The organism is Microbacterium sp. AISO3 (assembly GCF_002204305.1).
Lineage (GTDB): Bacteria > Actinomycetota > Actinomycetes > Actinomycetales > Microbacteriaceae > Microbacterium > Microbacterium arborescens.
Window position 1 is genome coordinate 178754 of sequence record NZ_NHRF01000004.1, and the last position, 14654, is coordinate 193407.

The 14654-nt window shown below is 69.8% G+C and carries 17 protein-coding genes; 12 read left to right on the top strand and 5 right to left on the bottom strand.

Going from position 1 to position 14654, the window contains the following annotated elements; genetic code table 11:
* Window positions 1–58 precede the first annotated feature (58 nt).
* The 3 genes from CBF90_RS08195 to glgA form a co-directional block, all read right to left on the bottom strand.
* Window positions 59–310 (bottom strand): type B 50S ribosomal protein L31, encoded by a 252-nt coding sequence (locus CBF90_RS08195; protein WP_018186539.1) that lies wholly within the window; start codon window positions 308–310, stop codon window positions 59–61.
* An 84-nt stretch (window positions 311–394) separates the two neighbouring features.
* On the bottom strand, window positions 395–1180 hold the full coding sequence (locus CBF90_RS08200) for an ABC transporter ATP-binding protein (protein WP_088380346.1): 786 nt from the start codon (window positions 1178–1180) through the stop codon (window positions 395–397).
* Window positions 1181–1189: 9 nt separating this feature from the next.
* Entirely contained in the window at window positions 1190–2383 is a 1194-nt protein-coding gene (gene glgA / locus CBF90_RS08205) for a glycogen synthase (RefSeq protein WP_064956813.1), read from the bottom strand.
* Between the two features lie 47 nt (window positions 2384–2430).
* On the opposite strand from glgA, the gene glgC reads away from it, so the two are divergent.
* Genes glgC through CBF90_RS08220 form a run of 3 tightly spaced genes read left to right on the top strand, consistent with a single transcriptional unit; the run spans window position 2431 to window position 5070 of the window.
* Window positions 2431–3675: a glucose-1-phosphate adenylyltransferase gene (gene glgC / locus CBF90_RS08210; protein ID WP_088380347.1), complete on the top strand. Its 1245-nt coding sequence runs from the start codon at window positions 2431–2433 to the stop codon at window positions 3673–3675.
* A 26-nt stretch (window positions 3676–3701) separates the two neighbouring features.
* The gene (gene serB / locus CBF90_RS08215) at window positions 3702–4337 is read left to right on the top strand and encodes a phosphoserine phosphatase SerB (protein WP_023951409.1); all 636 of its coding nucleotides are present in this window, start codon (window positions 3702–3704) and stop codon (window positions 4335–4337) included.
* 43 nt (window positions 4338–4380) lie between these two features.
* A complete protein-coding gene (locus CBF90_RS08220) occupies window positions 4381–5070 on the top strand; it encodes an alpha/beta fold hydrolase (protein ID WP_088380348.1) in 690 nt (229 codons plus the stop codon).
* Between the two features lie 14 nt (window positions 5071–5084).
* Here the strand turns inward: CBF90_RS08220 and CBF90_RS08225 are convergent, their stop codons facing one another.
* Window positions 5085–5795 carry a beta-ketoacyl-ACP reductase gene (locus CBF90_RS08225; protein WP_064956815.1) on the bottom strand — a complete coding sequence of 237 codons (711 nt, stop codon included), beginning with the start codon at window positions 5793–5795 and terminating at the stop codon, window positions 5085–5087.
* A 103-nt stretch (window positions 5796–5898) separates the two neighbouring features.
* Between CBF90_RS08225 and CBF90_RS08230 the strand changes: the two genes are divergently transcribed.
* From CBF90_RS08230 to CBF90_RS08245, 4 genes are read left to right on the top strand one after another with little or no spacing between them, the layout of a single operon-like run.
* A complete protein-coding gene (locus tag CBF90_RS08230; RefSeq protein WP_023951415.1) occupies window positions 5899–6348 on the top strand; it encodes a DUF4190 domain-containing protein in 450 nt (149 codons plus the stop codon).
* A 42-nt stretch (window positions 6349–6390) separates the two neighbouring features.
* Entirely contained in the window at window positions 6391–6741 is a 351-nt protein-coding gene (locus CBF90_RS08235) for a DUF3099 domain-containing protein (RefSeq protein WP_036304607.1), read from the top strand.
* A complete protein-coding gene (locus tag CBF90_RS08240; protein ID WP_036304608.1) occupies window positions 6738–6953 on the top strand; it encodes a hypothetical protein in 216 nt (71 codons plus the stop codon). The genes CBF90_RS08235 and CBF90_RS08240 overlap by 4 nt, the downstream gene beginning before the upstream one ends.
* A complete protein-coding gene (locus CBF90_RS08245) occupies window positions 6950–7873 on the top strand; it encodes an SURF1 family protein (RefSeq protein ID WP_071918274.1) in 924 nt (307 codons plus the stop codon). The genes CBF90_RS08240 and CBF90_RS08245 overlap by 4 nt, the downstream gene beginning before the upstream one ends.
* A 15-nt stretch (window positions 7874–7888) precedes the next feature.
* Here CBF90_RS08245 and CBF90_RS08250 read toward each other — a convergent pair whose 3' ends face one another.
* A complete protein-coding gene (locus CBF90_RS08250) occupies window positions 7889–9487 on the bottom strand; it encodes an ABC-F family ATP-binding cassette domain-containing protein (RefSeq protein ID WP_023951420.1) in 1599 nt (532 codons plus the stop codon).
* A 202-nt stretch (window positions 9488–9689) separates the two neighbouring features.
* Between CBF90_RS08250 and CBF90_RS08255 the strand changes: the two genes are divergently transcribed.
* Genes CBF90_RS08255 through CBF90_RS08275 form a run of 5 tightly spaced genes read left to right on the top strand, consistent with a single transcriptional unit; the run spans window position 9690 to window position 14571 of the window.
* Window positions 9690–10730, top strand: coding sequence for an iron-siderophore ABC transporter substrate-binding protein (locus CBF90_RS08255; protein WP_064956818.1), 1041 nt, complete (start codon window positions 9690–9692; stop codon window positions 10728–10730).
* Between the two features lie 40 nt (window positions 10731–10770).
* The gene (locus CBF90_RS08260) at window positions 10771–11808 is read left to right on the top strand and encodes an iron ABC transporter permease (RefSeq protein WP_088380391.1); all 1038 of its coding nucleotides are present in this window, start codon (window positions 10771–10773) and stop codon (window positions 11806–11808) included.
* The gene (locus CBF90_RS08265) at window positions 11805–12851 is read left to right on the top strand and encodes an iron chelate uptake ABC transporter family permease subunit (RefSeq protein ID WP_064956819.1); all 1047 of its coding nucleotides are present in this window, start codon (window positions 11805–11807) and stop codon (window positions 12849–12851) included. Before CBF90_RS08260 ends, CBF90_RS08265 begins: the two co-directional genes overlap by 4 nt.
* Window positions 12848–13669 carry an ABC transporter ATP-binding protein gene (locus tag CBF90_RS08270; RefSeq protein WP_023951428.1) on the top strand — a complete coding sequence of 274 codons (822 nt, stop codon included), beginning with the start codon at window positions 12848–12850 and terminating at the stop codon, window positions 13667–13669. Before CBF90_RS08265 ends, CBF90_RS08270 begins: the two co-directional genes overlap by 4 nt.
* Window positions 13666–14571 (top strand): siderophore-interacting protein, encoded by a 906-nt coding sequence (locus tag CBF90_RS08275; protein WP_023951430.1) that lies wholly within the window; start codon window positions 13666–13668, stop codon window positions 14569–14571. The genes CBF90_RS08270 and CBF90_RS08275 overlap by 4 nt, the downstream gene beginning before the upstream one ends.
* Window positions 14572–14654 lie beyond the last annotated feature (83 nt).

Here is a 14654-nt window from a genome sequence, read left to right on the forward strand (position 1 = left end):
ACGCACCCCGCGAAACGACGAAGGCCCCGCCGAAGCGGGGCCTTGATCGAAGAACGGCTTACTTGGAGCCGAAGTTCTTGAAGCGCTGGTTGAACTTCTCGACGCGGCCGGCCGAGTCCATGATGCGCTGCTTGCCCGTGTAGAACGGGTGCGAGGCGGACGAGATCTCGACGTCGATGACCGGGTAGGTCTCGCCGTCCAGCTCGATCGTCTTGTCGCTCGAGACCGTCGACCGGGTCAGGAACGTCTCGCCGGAGCCGAGGTCGCGGAAAACGACGGCGCGGTACTCGGGGTGAATGTCAGTCTTCATGGGATTCCTTACGTGGTGCCCTGGATTTTGCCAGGGCGAGGGAAGTCTGCGATGCGTCTGCACCAAAGAGCGATCCTACCAGGTTCAGGATGACGCCCGAGCCGCGTAGCGTCCGCGCTCCTCGCTGAGCGCGATGGGCAGCCCGAACGTCTCGGTGAGGTTCTCGGCGGTGAGCGTCTCGGCCAGCGGACCGGCGGCGACGACGCCGCCCTCGCGCAACAGGAGCACGTGGGTGAACCCGACCGGGATCTCCTCGACGTGGTGCGTCACCATGATCATCGCGGGCGTGGTGGGCGCCTGGGCGTAACCGCCGAGGAGAGCGAGCAGTTCCTCGCGGGCACCGAGGTCGAGGCTCGCCGTCGGCTCGTCGAGGAGCAGCAGCTCGGGGTCGGTCATGACGGCGCGGGCGATCTGGACGCGCTTCTGCTCGCCGTCCGAGAGCGTGCCGAAGGTCCGCTCGGCGAGTCCGTCGAGCTTCCACTCGGCGAGCACCCGCATCGCGCGTCGCTCGTCGATGTCCTCGTACTCCTCACGCCACCGCCCGGTCACGGCGTACGCCGCCGTGAGGACCACGTCGAGCACGGTCTCTTCGGCCGGGATGCGCCGGGCCATCGCCGACGAGGCGAATCCGATGCGCGGGCGCAGCTCGAACACGTCGGTCCGCCCGAGGCGCTCCCCCAGGATCTCGACGCTTCCCGAGGTGGGGTGGAGGAGGCTCGCCGCGAGCTGCAGCACCGTCGTCTTGCCCGCACCGTTGGGCCCGAGCACCACCCAGCGCTGATCATCGGAAACCGACCAGTCGACCCGGTCGATGATGTTCCGGGCGTTTCGGCGGACGACGACGTCGGAGAACTCCAGGACCTGCGGCATGGGTTCAGCCTAGCGGCCGAGCCCCGCCACTCTCGCGTACAACGCGGCGGTCTCGTCGGCGATCGCCGACCAGCTGAACGAGCTGGCGGCACGCTCGCGGCCCGCGGCGCCGTAGCGTCGCGCCGTGTCGGGATCCGAGACGACCTCGGTGAGCGTGGCCGCCAGATCGGCGACGAACTTCTCGGGATCCAGCGGGGTACCGGTGCCGTCGTCGGACTGCTCGATCGGTACGAGGCGCCCGGTCTCGCCGTCGACGACGACTTCCGGGATGCCGCCGGTCGCGGTCCCGACGACGGCTGCCCCGCACGCCATCGCCTCGAGGTTGACGATGCCGAGCGGCTCGTAGACCGACGGGCAGACGAAGGTCGTGGCTGCCGTCAGGATCGCGCAGAGCTCGTCGCGAGGGAGGAACTCCTCGATCCAGACGACCCCGGAGCGCTCGGCCTGCAGCTCGCGCACGAGGCCCTGCACCTCGGCCATGATCTCCGGCGTGTCGGGCGCTCCCGCGCAGAGGACGACCTGCACGTCGGCGGGAAGCAGGCGCGCGGCCCGCAGAAAGTACGGCAGGCCCTTCTGCCGCGTGATGCGTCCGACGAAGACCACGGAGGGGCGGGTGGGGTCGATGCCGTGGCGTTCGAGGACGGCGGGATCGTCGACCGGCCGCCACGACTCGACGTCGATGCCGTTGTAGATCACCGACACCTTCTCGGGATCGAGATCGGGATAGCTGCGCAGGATGTCGCGGCGCATTCCGTCGCTCACGGCGATGACGGCCGCCGCGTTCTCGTAAGCGGTCTTCTCGATGTAGCTCGACACGGCGTAGCCCCCGCCGAGCTGCTCGGCCTTCCACGGCCGCAGCGGCTCGAGCGAGTGAGCCGTGACGACGTGCGGGATGCCGTGGAGGAGCGAGGCGAGGTGCCCGGCGAAGTTGGCGTACCAGGTGTGGCTGTGCACGACGTCCGCGCCGGCGACGTCTCCGACGATCTCGAGATCGGTCCCGAGCGTCTGGAGCGCGGCGTTGGCGTCGCTCAGCCCGACGGGGGTCGCGTAGGAGGTCGTGTCCGGCTCGTCCCGGTCTGCTCCGAAGGCCCGGACCTGCACCTCCATCGTCTCGCGCAGGGCGCGGACGAGCTCGGTGACGTGCACCCCCGCTCCGCCATAGATCGCGGGAGGATACTCCTTCGAGACGATGTCTACACGCATGGGTCGAACGCTAGTACAGGAGCGTTCGACGGGCCTAGTGTGGTGCCATGCCAGCAGCGCCCAAGGTCTTCGGAATCGTTCTCGCGGGCGGGGAGGGTAAGCGCCTGATGCCGTTGACGGTGGATCGCGCCAAGCCCGCGGTCCCGTTCGGCGGCCAGTACCGCCTGATCGACTTCGCGATCTCGAACCTCATCAACTCGGGCCTGCGCCAGGTCGTCGTCCTGACCCAGTACAAGTCGCACAGCCTCGACCGTCACGTCTCGCAGACCTGGCGGATGTCGGCGCTGCTCGACTCGTACGTAGCCTCGGTTCCCGCCCAGCAGCGCCTGGGCAAGCGGTGGTTCTCGGGCTCGGCCGATGCGATCCTCCAGTCGCTGAACCTCATCAACGATGAGAAGCCCGACATCGTCGTCGTGATCGGAGCCGATCACGTCTACCGCATGGACTTCCGTCAGATGCTCGACGCCCACCTCGCCTCGGGCGCCCGGGCGACGGTGGCCGGCATCCGCCAGCCGATCGGCCTGGCCAACCAGTTCGGCGTCATCGACGTCGACCCCGCCGACGAGACCCGGATCCGCGCCTTCCTCGAGAAGCCCCAGGACCCCACCGGGCTGCCCGACTCGCCGCACGAAGTGCTGGCATCGATGGGCAACTACATCTTCGACACCGACGCCCTCATCGAGGCGGTCGAGGCCGACGGCGAGCTGCCGACGTCGAATCACGACATGGGCGGCGACATCATCCCCTACTTCGTCGACCGCGGCGAGGCCGCCGTCTACGACTTCAAGCGCAACGACGTGCCCGGGTCGACCCCGCGCGACCGCAACTACTGGCGCGACGTCGGCACGATCGAGTCGTTCTTCGACGCCCACATGGACCTCATCTCGACGTTGCCGATCTTCAACCTGTACAACACCGACTGGCAGATCCACTCGCAGGCAGTGAACTCGCCGCCCGCGAAGTTCGTCCGCGACAGCGTCGGGCGCATGGGCAACGCGATCGACTCGATCGTCTCTCTCGGCTCCGTGCTGTCGGGCACCCATCTCGAGCGCAGCGTCGTCGGCCCGTGGACGCTCTCCGGAGGCGGTGCGACGATCACCGACTCGGTGCTGTTCGACTACGTCAGCGTCGGCGCCGGGGCGCGTGTGCACCGGGCGATCCTCGACAAGAACGTGGTGCTCGAAGACGGCGCCACGGTCGGTGTCGACCGCGAACGCGACCTCGCCCGCGGCTTCACCGTGACCGACACCGGCATCACCGTCGTCGGCAAGAACGCGCGCGTCGAACGCTGACGCGCGTTCCCGCTAGCGTGGTGGTCATGCCCCACGCGCGTTTCCTCGTCGTCTTCGATGCCGACTCGACCCTCTTGCGCAACGAGGTCATCGAACTCATCGCCGACGAAGCGGGACGCGGGGCGGAGGTCGCCGCCGCGACGGAGGCGGCGATGCGCGGCGAGGTCGATTTCGCGTCGAGTCTGCGTTCACGCGTCGCGCAGCTCGCGGGTGTTCCGCTCACGGCCTTCGAGCGGGTGCGGTCGCGCGTCGAGCCGACACCGGGCGCGCGTGAGCTGATCGCGGCGATCCACGAGCGCGGCGGCGCGGCCGCCGTCGTCTCCGGGGGCTTCCACGAGGTGCTCGACCACATCGCTCCCGGCCTGGGGGTCGACCTGTGGCGCGCCAATCGGCTGGGCTCCGACGGCGCGACGCTCGACGGCACGGTCGCGGGCGACATCGTCGACGCGGAGGCCAAAGCGGCGTCGCTGCGCGAATGGGCGCGCGGTCACGACGTCCCCCTCGCCCGGACCATCGCCATCGGCGACGGGGCGAACGATCTGCGGATGATGGCGGCTGCCGGCCTCGGCATCGCCTTCAACGCCAAGCCCGCGGTGCGCCGCCAGGCGGACCTCGTGGTCGGCCCGGTCGACCTGCGAGAGGTCATCGCGCTCCTCCCCTGACGCGAGGCTGTCGCCTGTCCGGCCCGAGCGCTACGGTCGGGTCATGCACGTGATCCTCATCCCGGGCCTCTGGCTCGACGCCTCGTCCTGGGACGACGTCGTCCCCGCCCTCCGCGATGCGGGGCATCACCCGAACGCCCTCACGATGCCCGGCGTCGGCGACACCGCCGGAGCGGTCTCGACGACCCTCCGCGACTGGGCCGACGCCGTGGTCGCCCGCATCGACGACCTCCCCGGCCAGCTCGCCCTCGTGGGGCACAGCGGCGGCGGGAACGTCGCGTGGGCGGCCGCCGACCGGCGCCCCGATCGCATCGCGCGGGTCGTCCTCGTCGACACCCTCCCGCCCGCGCCCGGCGCCGAGATCTCGGCGTTCCCGGTCGCCGACGGCGTCGTGCCGTTTCCCGGTTGGGAGTTCTTCGACGAGCCGGATATCGCCGACCTCGACGACGACACGCGCTCCCGGTGGGCGGCCCGCACGCACCCGGTTCCGGCAGCGGTACCGACCGATGCGGTCGATCTCGACGACGCTCGCCGTCACTCCATCCCGGTGACCGTCCTGTCGGGCTCGGCCGACGAACCCGGAATCCGCGAGATGCTGGCGGCCTGGCCGCCCTTCCTCGCCGAGTTCGAGGCGCTCGAGGACGTCACGGTCGTCGAGCTCGGCTCAGGCCACTGGCCCCAGTTCTCGCAGCCCGATCGACTCGCGCGCGAGATCGTCGCCGCGCTCTCCTGACGCTCGCCGCCGCGTCAGTGCCCCATTCCGAGACCGCCGTCGACCGGGATGACGGCACCGGAGATGTAGGCCGCGTCATCCGAGGCGAGCCAGGCCACGGCCCCGGCGACCTCGGCGGATGAGCCGTAACGACCCGCCGGAATGCTGCGCTTGTACTCCGCCTGCGTCTCTTCGGGAAGAGCCGCGGTCATGTCCGTCTCGATGAATCCCGGGGCGACGACGTTCGCCGTGATGCCGCGGGCGCCGAGCTCGCGGGTGAGCGAACGGGCGAATCCCACGAGTGCCGCCTTCGACGACGAGTAGTTGATCTGTCCTGCTGAGCCGAACAGGCCGACGACGCTCGAGATGAGGATGACGCGACCCCACTTGGCCCGCAGCATGCCCTTCGACGCCCGCTTGACGACGCGGAAGGCGCCGCCGAGGTTGGTCGCGACGACCGAGTCGAAGTCATCCTCGGTCATACGGAGCAGGAGCGTGTCCTTCGTGATGCCGGCATTCGCGACGACGACCTCGACCGGACCGAGCTCGCTCTCGACCTGAGTGAACGCGGCGTCGATCGATGCAGCGTCCGTCACGTCCGCACGGACGGTCAGCGCACCCTCGGGTCCCTCACCCGAACGGGCCGTCACCGCGACGCGGTGCCCGTCGGCGATGAAGCGCTCCGCGATCGCGCGGCCGATGCCGCGATTGCCTCCGGTGACGAGAACGACTCGGGACGTGGACATACGACTCTCCTGTGTCTGCGGCGGGAACCTCGCAAGCCTAACCGCAGCGCGCCCGACGGCCGCGAACGATAAGCTGGCGGCCCGACGTCGACGAGGAGCAGATGTGAGCGACCAGCCCCAGCCGCAGCAGCCGTACCCCGCGCCCGGGCAGCCCGCCTCCGGCGCGCCCACCCCGCCCCCGGCGCCGCCGTACGCCAACCCGCCGCAGCAGGCTTACCAGCCCGCGGGCTACCCCGCGCCCGCCTACGGCTACGGCGGCGGCTACCCCCAGCAGAAGACGAACACGCTCGCGATCGTGTCGATGATCGCCTCCATCGTGGGCTTCATCTGGCTCCTGCCCGTCATCGGGTCGATCGCGGGCGTCATCATGGGCCACATCTCGCTGTCCCAGATCAAGCGGACGAACGAGAAGGGCCGCGGCATGGCGATCGCGGGCCTCATCGTCGGCTACGCCGGGCTCGCCCTGGCGGTCATCGGCATCATCGCCTTCGCCGCCTTCATCGGCTGGGCCATCGAGCAGGACAGCTACAGCACCTACTCGTCGAGCTTCTGAGACCGGCCTCCCCCGGCCCCGCGGGCGTATCCTTGATGCACCGTGAAGCATCAGCCCGCCACCCCGTCGGCGACCTCGCTCCCGCGAGCCCCGCACGACGACTCGAACCGTCGCATGACGAAGTACTTCATCATGATGGCGGTACGCGTGGTGTGCTTCGTCCTCATGGTCGTCATCACCCCCTACGGCTGGCACACGGCGGCCTTCGCGGTCGGAGCGGTGTTCCTGCCGTACATCGCCGTCGTGATCGCGAACGTGGGAGACGATGTGCGGGAGCCCGCTGCCGTCTCGCCCCTCGCAGCGCTCCCCGAGCACCCCGACGAAACCACGCGCGAGCCGCAGGCGCCTGCGAAACCGACCGTCATCGAGATCCGGGAGTCACGGCCGGAGTGAACGACATCGAGTGCTCCCGCGCCGGATGCCGCGCGTCGGCACGGTGGCGGGTCATCTGGCGCAACCCCCGCATCCACGCCGCCGACCGGCGGAAGATCTGGGTGGCGTGCGACGACCACGTCGCATACCTGCGCGAGTTCGTCGCGGCGCGGGACTTCCCCGTCAGCGTGGAGCGTCTCGTCGTGGACACGACCGAGGCGGGCGCATCATGAGAGGTAAGACCGCCCTGCGTTGGACCGGCTATGTCGCCGTCGCCATCGCCTTCGCGATCGCCTGCGCCTACCTGTCGAACTGGCAGTTCACGCGCAACGAGGAGCGGAGCGCGCAGCTCGAGCTCGTCGAGCGGAACTACGACGCCGATCCCGCGGCACTGTCGGAGATCCTCCCGTCCGGGACCGAGTTCGATCCGGCCGACGAGTGGCACCCCGTGGAGCTCATCGGCCGATACCGGGCCGACGACCAGGTGCTGGTGCGCAACCGCCCCCACGGAGGCACCTCCGCCTTCGAGGTGCTCGTGCCGTTCGAGACGACGGACGGACGGATCTTCATCGTCGATCGCGGCTGGGTACCCCCGGCATCCGACAGCCCCGAACCCGCCGCGATCGCCGCACCGCCCTCGGGCACGGTGACGGTGGTCGCTCGCCTCAAGCCCGCCGAGGCGGCGCCCACCTCGGGGCGGTCGGCCCCCGACGGTCAGGTCCCGACGATCAACGTCGACCTCGTCGCCGACGAAGCCCGCCTGACCGGCGATGTCGTGACATCGGCATACGGGCTCCTCGTCTCGGAGGATCCCGCGCCGGCCGACGGTCTCGGTGCCATGCCGATCCCGTCCGAGGACCCGGGACCGCACCTGTCGTATGCGATCCAGTGGATCCTGTTCGCGATCATGGGCTTCGTCTTCATCTGGTACATGATCCGCACCGAGCGCCGGCACCGACGTGAGGACGAAGAGGATGCTGCGGCCGCCGCGCTCGCAGCGCCCGAGGCAGCCGAATCACCGGCGCCCGCGGCCACGGCATCCGGCTCGGGTGAGGCGTCCGTCGTCCCGGCGAGCCTCCGGCGCCGCCGCGACGTGAAGCGCGACCGCGACATGGAGGACGAGGACGCGATCCTCGACTCGACGCGCAGCTGATCGCGCCCCGGGCCGTCAGGCCAGGGTGATGAGCTCGAGGTAGTCGCGTCCCCAGATGTCCTCGACGCCGTCGGGAAGGATCAGCACACGCTCGGGATTGAGCGCCTCGACGGCTCCCTCATCGTGCGACACCAAGACGACGGCGCCCTCGTAGTGAGCGAGCGCGCCGAGGATCTCGTCGCGTGACGCGGGATCGAGGTTGTTGGTCGGCTCGTCGAGCAGCAGCATGTTGGCCGACGAGACGACGAGGGTCGCCAGCGACAGACGGGTCTTCTCGCCGCCGGAGAGCACCCCGGCGGGCTTGAGCACGTCGTCCCCGGTGAACAGGAACGATCCGAGCACCTTGCGCGCCTCGGTCTCGGTGATGTCGGGCGCGGCAGACATCATGTTCTGGAGCACCGACCGCGCCACATCGAGGTTCTCGTGCTCCTGCGCGTAATAGCCGATGCGAAGGCCGTGCCCGGGCTCGAGCACGCCCGTGTCGGGCTGGTCCACGCCCGCGAGGATGCGCAGCAGCGTCGTCTTGCCGGCACCGTTGAGACCGAGGACGACGACCTTCGACCCGCGGTCGATGGCGAGATCGACGTCGGTGAAGATCTCCAGCGAACCGTACGACTTCGACAGCCCCGACGCCATGAGGGGCGTCTTCCCGCAGGGGGCGGGCTTGGGGAAGCGCAGCTTCGCGACGCGATCTTCCTGGCGAACCTCGTCGAGACCCGAGAGGAGCTTCTCGGCGCGCGCCACCATCTGATGCGCGGCTGCTGCCTTGCTCGCCTTCGCGCCGAAGCGGGCCGCCTGCTGCTGCAGGGCGGTCGCCTTCTTCTCGGCGTTGGCGCGCTCCTTCTTGCGACGCTCCTCATCCGCGACGCGCTGGCGCAGGTAGTTCTTCCAGTTCATGTTGTAGACGTCGATGACCTGACGCATGGCGTCGAGGTAGAAGACGCGATTCACGGTCTCGCCGACGAGTTCGACGTCGTGGCTGATGACGATCAGGCCGCCCTTGTACCCCTTGAGGAACTCCCGCAGCCACACGACGCTGTCGGCATCGAGGTGGTTCGTCGGCTCGTCGAGGATCATCGTCTGCGCGTCCGAGAACAGGATGCGGGCCAGCTCGATGCGCCGCCGCTGCCCACCGGAGAGTGTCTTCAGCGGCTGATCGAGGATGCGGTCGGGCAGCGACAGATTATGGGCGATCGATGCGGCCTCGGCCTCGGCCGCGTAACCGCCGAGCGCTTCGAACCGCTCCATGAGATTGCCGTACCGGCGCATGGCCTTGGCCGCCGCGGCTTCGTCATCCGAACCCATCTCGAGCGACGCGCTCTGCATCTCCACCGCGATCGTGCCGAGGCCGCGGGCGTCGAGGATGCGCGTGCGTGCGAGCATCTCCGGGTCACCCGAGCGCGGGTCCTGCGGCAGGTAGCCGAGCTCCCCCGAGCGTTCGACCTTGCCGTCGCTGGGCAGCAGGTCGCCGGCGAGCACCTTGGTCAGAGTGGTCTTGCCGGCGCCGTTGCGACCGACGAGTCCGATCTTGTCTCCGTCGGAGACGCGGAAGGACACGTCCGACATCAGCGTGCGCGCGCCCACGCGGATTTCGAGGTCGTGCACGGCGAGCACAGCGATCGTCCAATCGTCAGGAACAGGGAGGGGCGGCCGAACGGCCAGCCTCTCATCCTACTCGGTGTCGGCGCGGCCGTTCCTCGAGCTGCCGAGAACCACGCGGTGCGGCACCTTCAGTCCGGCTGCAGCGGATTGGCGGGATGCGCGCCGCGGACGTAAAGTAAGCCTGCCCTTACTCACCTCTCCTCTGGAGGACACTGTGCCCCGCATCCGCACAGCCGCCGCAGCCCTCATCGCAGCCACGCTGCTCCTCGCCGGCTGCGGTTCCACCGCGGCTCCCGACTCGGCGCCCGCCGCTTCGAGCGACGCGTCGTCCGACGCTTTCCCCGTCACCATCGATCACGCGTTCGGACAGACGACGATCGAGAGCAAGCCCACGAGGGTCGCGACCGTCTCGTGGGGAAACCAGGAGGCCGCGCTCGCTCTGGGCGTCGTGCCCGTCGGCATGCCCGCGGTGACCTGGGGCGACGATGACGGCGACGGCATCCTCCCCTGGGTGAAGGACAAGCTCGACGAGCTCGGCGGCGAGACGCCCGTCCTCTTCGACGAGGCCGAGGGCATCGACTTCGAGGCCGTCGCCGACACCCAGCCCGACGTCATCCTCGCCGCCTACTCGGGGCTGACGCAGGACGACTACGACACCCTGAGCAAGATCGCCCCGGTCGTGGCTTACCCCGACATCGCCTGGGGCACCAGCTGGCAGGAGCTCACCGTCATGAACGGCACGGCCCTCGGGCTCAAGGACGAGGCGGAGACCCTCGTCGACGACCTGACCGCACACCTGAACGATCTGACGGGCGCGTACCCCGACATCGCCGGCAAGACGACGCTGTTCAGCTCGTTCGACGCGACCGATCTGAGCCAGATCGGCTTCTACTCGACGGCCGACCCGCGCCCGCTCTTCCTCGAGGACCTGGGGCTGACCCCGGCGGCGACCGTCGCCGAGCAGTCGAAGGGCACCGACCAGTTCTGGATCACCAACAGCACCGAAGAGATCGAGCGATTCGCCGACCTGCAGGTGCTCGTGACCTACGGCGATGACACCACGCTCGCGGCGATGCAGGCCGACCCGCTGCTCTCGCGGATCCCCGCCGTCGCGTCGGGAGCCGTCGTCGTGCTGCCCGCGGCGAACGACCCGCTCGCTGCCGCCGCCAACCCCAGCCCCCTTTCGATCACCGATCCGCTGACCTCGGAGTACGTCGACATGATCGGTGCGGCTGCCGCGAAGGCGAGCTCGTGATCGCAGTCGACCTGCTCCGGATGCCGTGAGCGTTCCGACCATGACGACGGCCCCCGCCGCCGTGAACGCGCCCCTGCGGCGCGACTCGCGGCGGCGGCGGGTCGTCTGGCTCGTCATCCTGGCGCTGCTCGTCCTGGTGGCGGCCATCGTCTCGGTGACGTTCGGAACGCGTGCCGTCTCCTTCGACGACATCATCGCGGGCCTCACCGGGAGCATCGAGAGCACCTCGGCGGCCGCCGTCTCCAAGCGCGTTCCGCGCACGGTGCTCGCGTTGGTCGTGGGCGCGGCCCTCGCCGTGTCGGGCGCCGTCATGCAGGGTGTCACGCGCAACCCCCTCGCGGACCCGCAGATCCTCGGCATCAACGGCGGCGCATCGCTCGCCGTCGTCATCGGGCTCGCCTTCTTCGGCGTGTCCAGCGCGTTCGGCTACATCTGGCTCGCCATGCTGGGCGCGGCCATCGCAGCCGTCTTCGTCTACACGATCGGGTCCCTGGGCCGCGGCGGCGCGAGCCCTCTCAAACTCGCTCTCGCGGGGGCGGCGACGGCGGTCGCCTTCAGCTCGCTGATCAGCGCCATCCTCCTCCCCCGCATCGACGTGATGAGCGTCTTCCGGTTCTGGCAGATCGGCGGTGTCGGCGGTGCCACCGTCGAGAAGATCCTCCTCGTACTCCCCTTCCTCGCGGTCGGAATGGTCATCTGCCTCGCGGCCAGCGCCGCACTCAACTCGCTCGCGCTCGGAGACGAGCTCGCGGCGGGGCTCGGCGAGCGCGTTCGCACGGCGCGCCTGGTCGCCGCACTCGGTGCCGTCATCCTCTGCGGCGCCGCGACCGCCGTCGCCGGCCCCATCGGCTTCGTCGGGCTGATCGTGCCGCACATCTGCCGCCTGCTCGTCGGTCCCGACCACCGCTGGCTCCTCCCCGTCTCGGCGCTCGTCGGCGGGGGGCTTCTCATCGTCGCCGACGTCGTCGGCCGTGTCGTCGCGCGCCCCCAGGAAGTCGAGGTCGGAATCGTGACCGCGCTCATCGGAGCCCCGTTCTTCATCGCGATCGTCCGCCGACAGAAGATGCGCGCCCTGTGACCGCCGCAGCCACCCGTGCGACCATCGACGTCGTCGTCGCCGGTCGCACGCGGCGCGCCTGGCGCAGACGGGTCGTCGTTGGCTCGCTGCTGACAACTGTCGTCGTCATGTACGCGGTCTCGCTCATGGTCGGTCAGACCTTCTACACCCCTGCCGAGGTCTGGGGCGTCATCACCGGCCAGACCGTTCCCGGTGCCTCGTTCACCGTCGGCGAGCTACGACTGCCCCGGGCAACCGTCGCACTCCTCACGGGGCTCTGCTTCGGAATGGGCGGCGCCGTGTTCCAGACGATGCTGCGCAATCCGCTCGCCAGCCCCGACATCATCGGCGTCAACGCCGGCGCGAGTGCCGCGGCGGTCGTCGGCATCGTCTTCCTGTCGCTCAGCGAGGCGGGCATCTCGCTGCTGGCCACCGTCGCCGCACTGGCGACTGCGCTGATGATCTACCTGCTCGCGTTCAAGGACGGGGGTGCCGGGGCTCGCTTCATCCTCATCGGGATCGGTGTCGCGGCGATCTTCAACAGCGTCGTGTCCTACGTACTCTCGCGCGCGGCGGAATGGGATCTTCAGGCCGCGATGCGGTGGATCACGGGCAACCTCAACGGAGCGTCGTGGGGTCAGGCGGTCCCGCTGGCGCTCACGATGGTCGTGGTCGTTCCCGTTCTGCTGTGGCTGACTCGCGACCTCGAGCTCATGCGCCTCGGCGACGACACGGCGGCAGCTCTCGGTGTCCCCGTCGAACGCCGCCGCGTCCTGCTCATCGTCGCCGCCGTCGCGCTCCTGGCCTTCGCCACCGCAGCGGCCGGCCCGATCTCGTTCGTCGCGTTCCTCTCGGGCCCGATCGCCGCACGGATGATGGGGCCCGTCGGATCCCCGGTTCTCGCCGCGGGTCTGTTCGGGTCGCTCCTCGTGCTGGTCGCCGACCTCACGGCGCAGTATCTGCTGGGCATCCGCCTGCCCGTCGGCGTCGTCACCGGGGTGCTGGGTGCTCCCTATCTCATCTTCCTGCTCATCCGCAGCAGCCGCTCAGGAGGCTCACTATGACCGCGGACCGCTCTCTCGAAGCGCGTGGCGTCCGTCTCGGCTACGGTGACCGCGTCATCGTCGACGAGCTCGACCTCACGGTCCCCGGGGGCCGTATCACCGCGATCGTCGGCGCCAACGCATGCGGCAAATCGACGCTGCTGAAGTCGATGGCCCGGCTCCTCACCCCGCGGTCCGGGAGCGTGCTGCTCGACGGGAAGGACATCCACCGGCTGCCGACGAAGCGGGTGGCTCGTGATCTCGGTCTGCTGCCGCAGTCGCCGATCGCTCCCGAGGGCATCACGGTCTCCGATCTCGTGAGCCGCGGCCGGACGCCGCACCATGGCCCGCTGGCCCGCTGGACCCGGGCCGACGACGAGGCGGTAGCCCAGGCGCTCGATGCGACCGACACGGCCGCCATCGCCGATCGCTCCGTCGACGAGCTGTCGGGCGGCCAGCGGCAGCGTGTGTGGATCGCGATGGCGCTGGCCCAGCAGACCGATGTGCTCCTGCTCGACGAACCGACGACGTTCCTCGACGTGAGTCACCAGATCGACGTGCTCGACCTGCTCACCGACCTCAATCGCGATCGCGGCACGACGATCGTCATGGTTCTGCACGACCTGAACCTCGCGGCGCGGTACGCCGACTACCTCGTCGCGATGGCCGGCGGGCACCTCTACGGCGCCGGCGACCCCGGGGAGGTCCTGACCGCCGAGACCGTGCGCGCGGTGTTCGGGCTCGACAGCCGCGTCATCCCCGACCCGCTCACGGGGCGGCCGCTCGTGCTCCCCATCGGGCGTCACCATGTGCCCGCAGAGCTGATTGGAAAACCATGACTCGCCCCGCACTCGACTTCTTCCGCGTCTCCGTCGCGGCCATCACCGACCTGACCCCGAGCTTCCGGCGCTTCACCTTCCGCAGCGACGACCTGGCGGAGTACGGCGACCCCGGCTTCGACCAGCGCGTGAAGATCCTGTTCCCCACCGAGACCGCGTCCATCGACACCATGCCGACGGGCCCGGACTGGTACGAGGGCTGGCGCGCACTCGCCCCCGACGCCCGCCCCGTGATGCGGACGTACACGACGCGCGCTGTCCGGCCCGAGCTGCGCGAAGTCGACATCGACATGGTCGCGCACGATGTCATCGGCCCGGCCTCGGCATGGATCGCGGATGCGCGCGTCGGCGACGAAGTGCTCATCCTGGCGCCGACGACCGCGCACACCGGGGTGAGCTACGGAATCGATTTCGTTCCGCCCGCCGACACCGACGCGATCCTGCTCGCCGGCGACGAGACGGCCGCCCCGGCGATCGCGGTGATCCTCGAACAGCTCCCGGCCGACGCGCGCGGCACCGTGGTGCTCGAGCTCCCGACGAGCGGCGACCTCGACTATCTGCCGCACCACCCCGGGTTCGAGCGCCGGATCGCGGCGCGGGCCGACGAAGGCCAACGCCACAGCCACCTGATCTCGACGGTGGAGCAGACCGCCGCACGGCTGGCACCGGCCGGCATCGGCGCCGAGGTCGAGGAGATCGACATCGACGCCGACATCCTCTGGGAGGTGCCCCGCACGGCCAAGGGAGGTGCCGCCCTCAAGCGCGCTCCCCTCTACGCGTGGCTCGCCGGCGAGGCGTCGGCGATCAAGACGCTTCGACGCCACCTGGTCGGCACCGTCGGCGTGGATCGCCGCGCCGTCGCGTTCATGGGCTACTGGCGGCTCGGACGCTCCGAGAACTGACGACGCGCGCAGGACGACTCGCCAGTATCTGCGGGTGCGAGGCGCCCGGCATCCGCATTCCCTGGCGAGTCGACGGCGCGGCG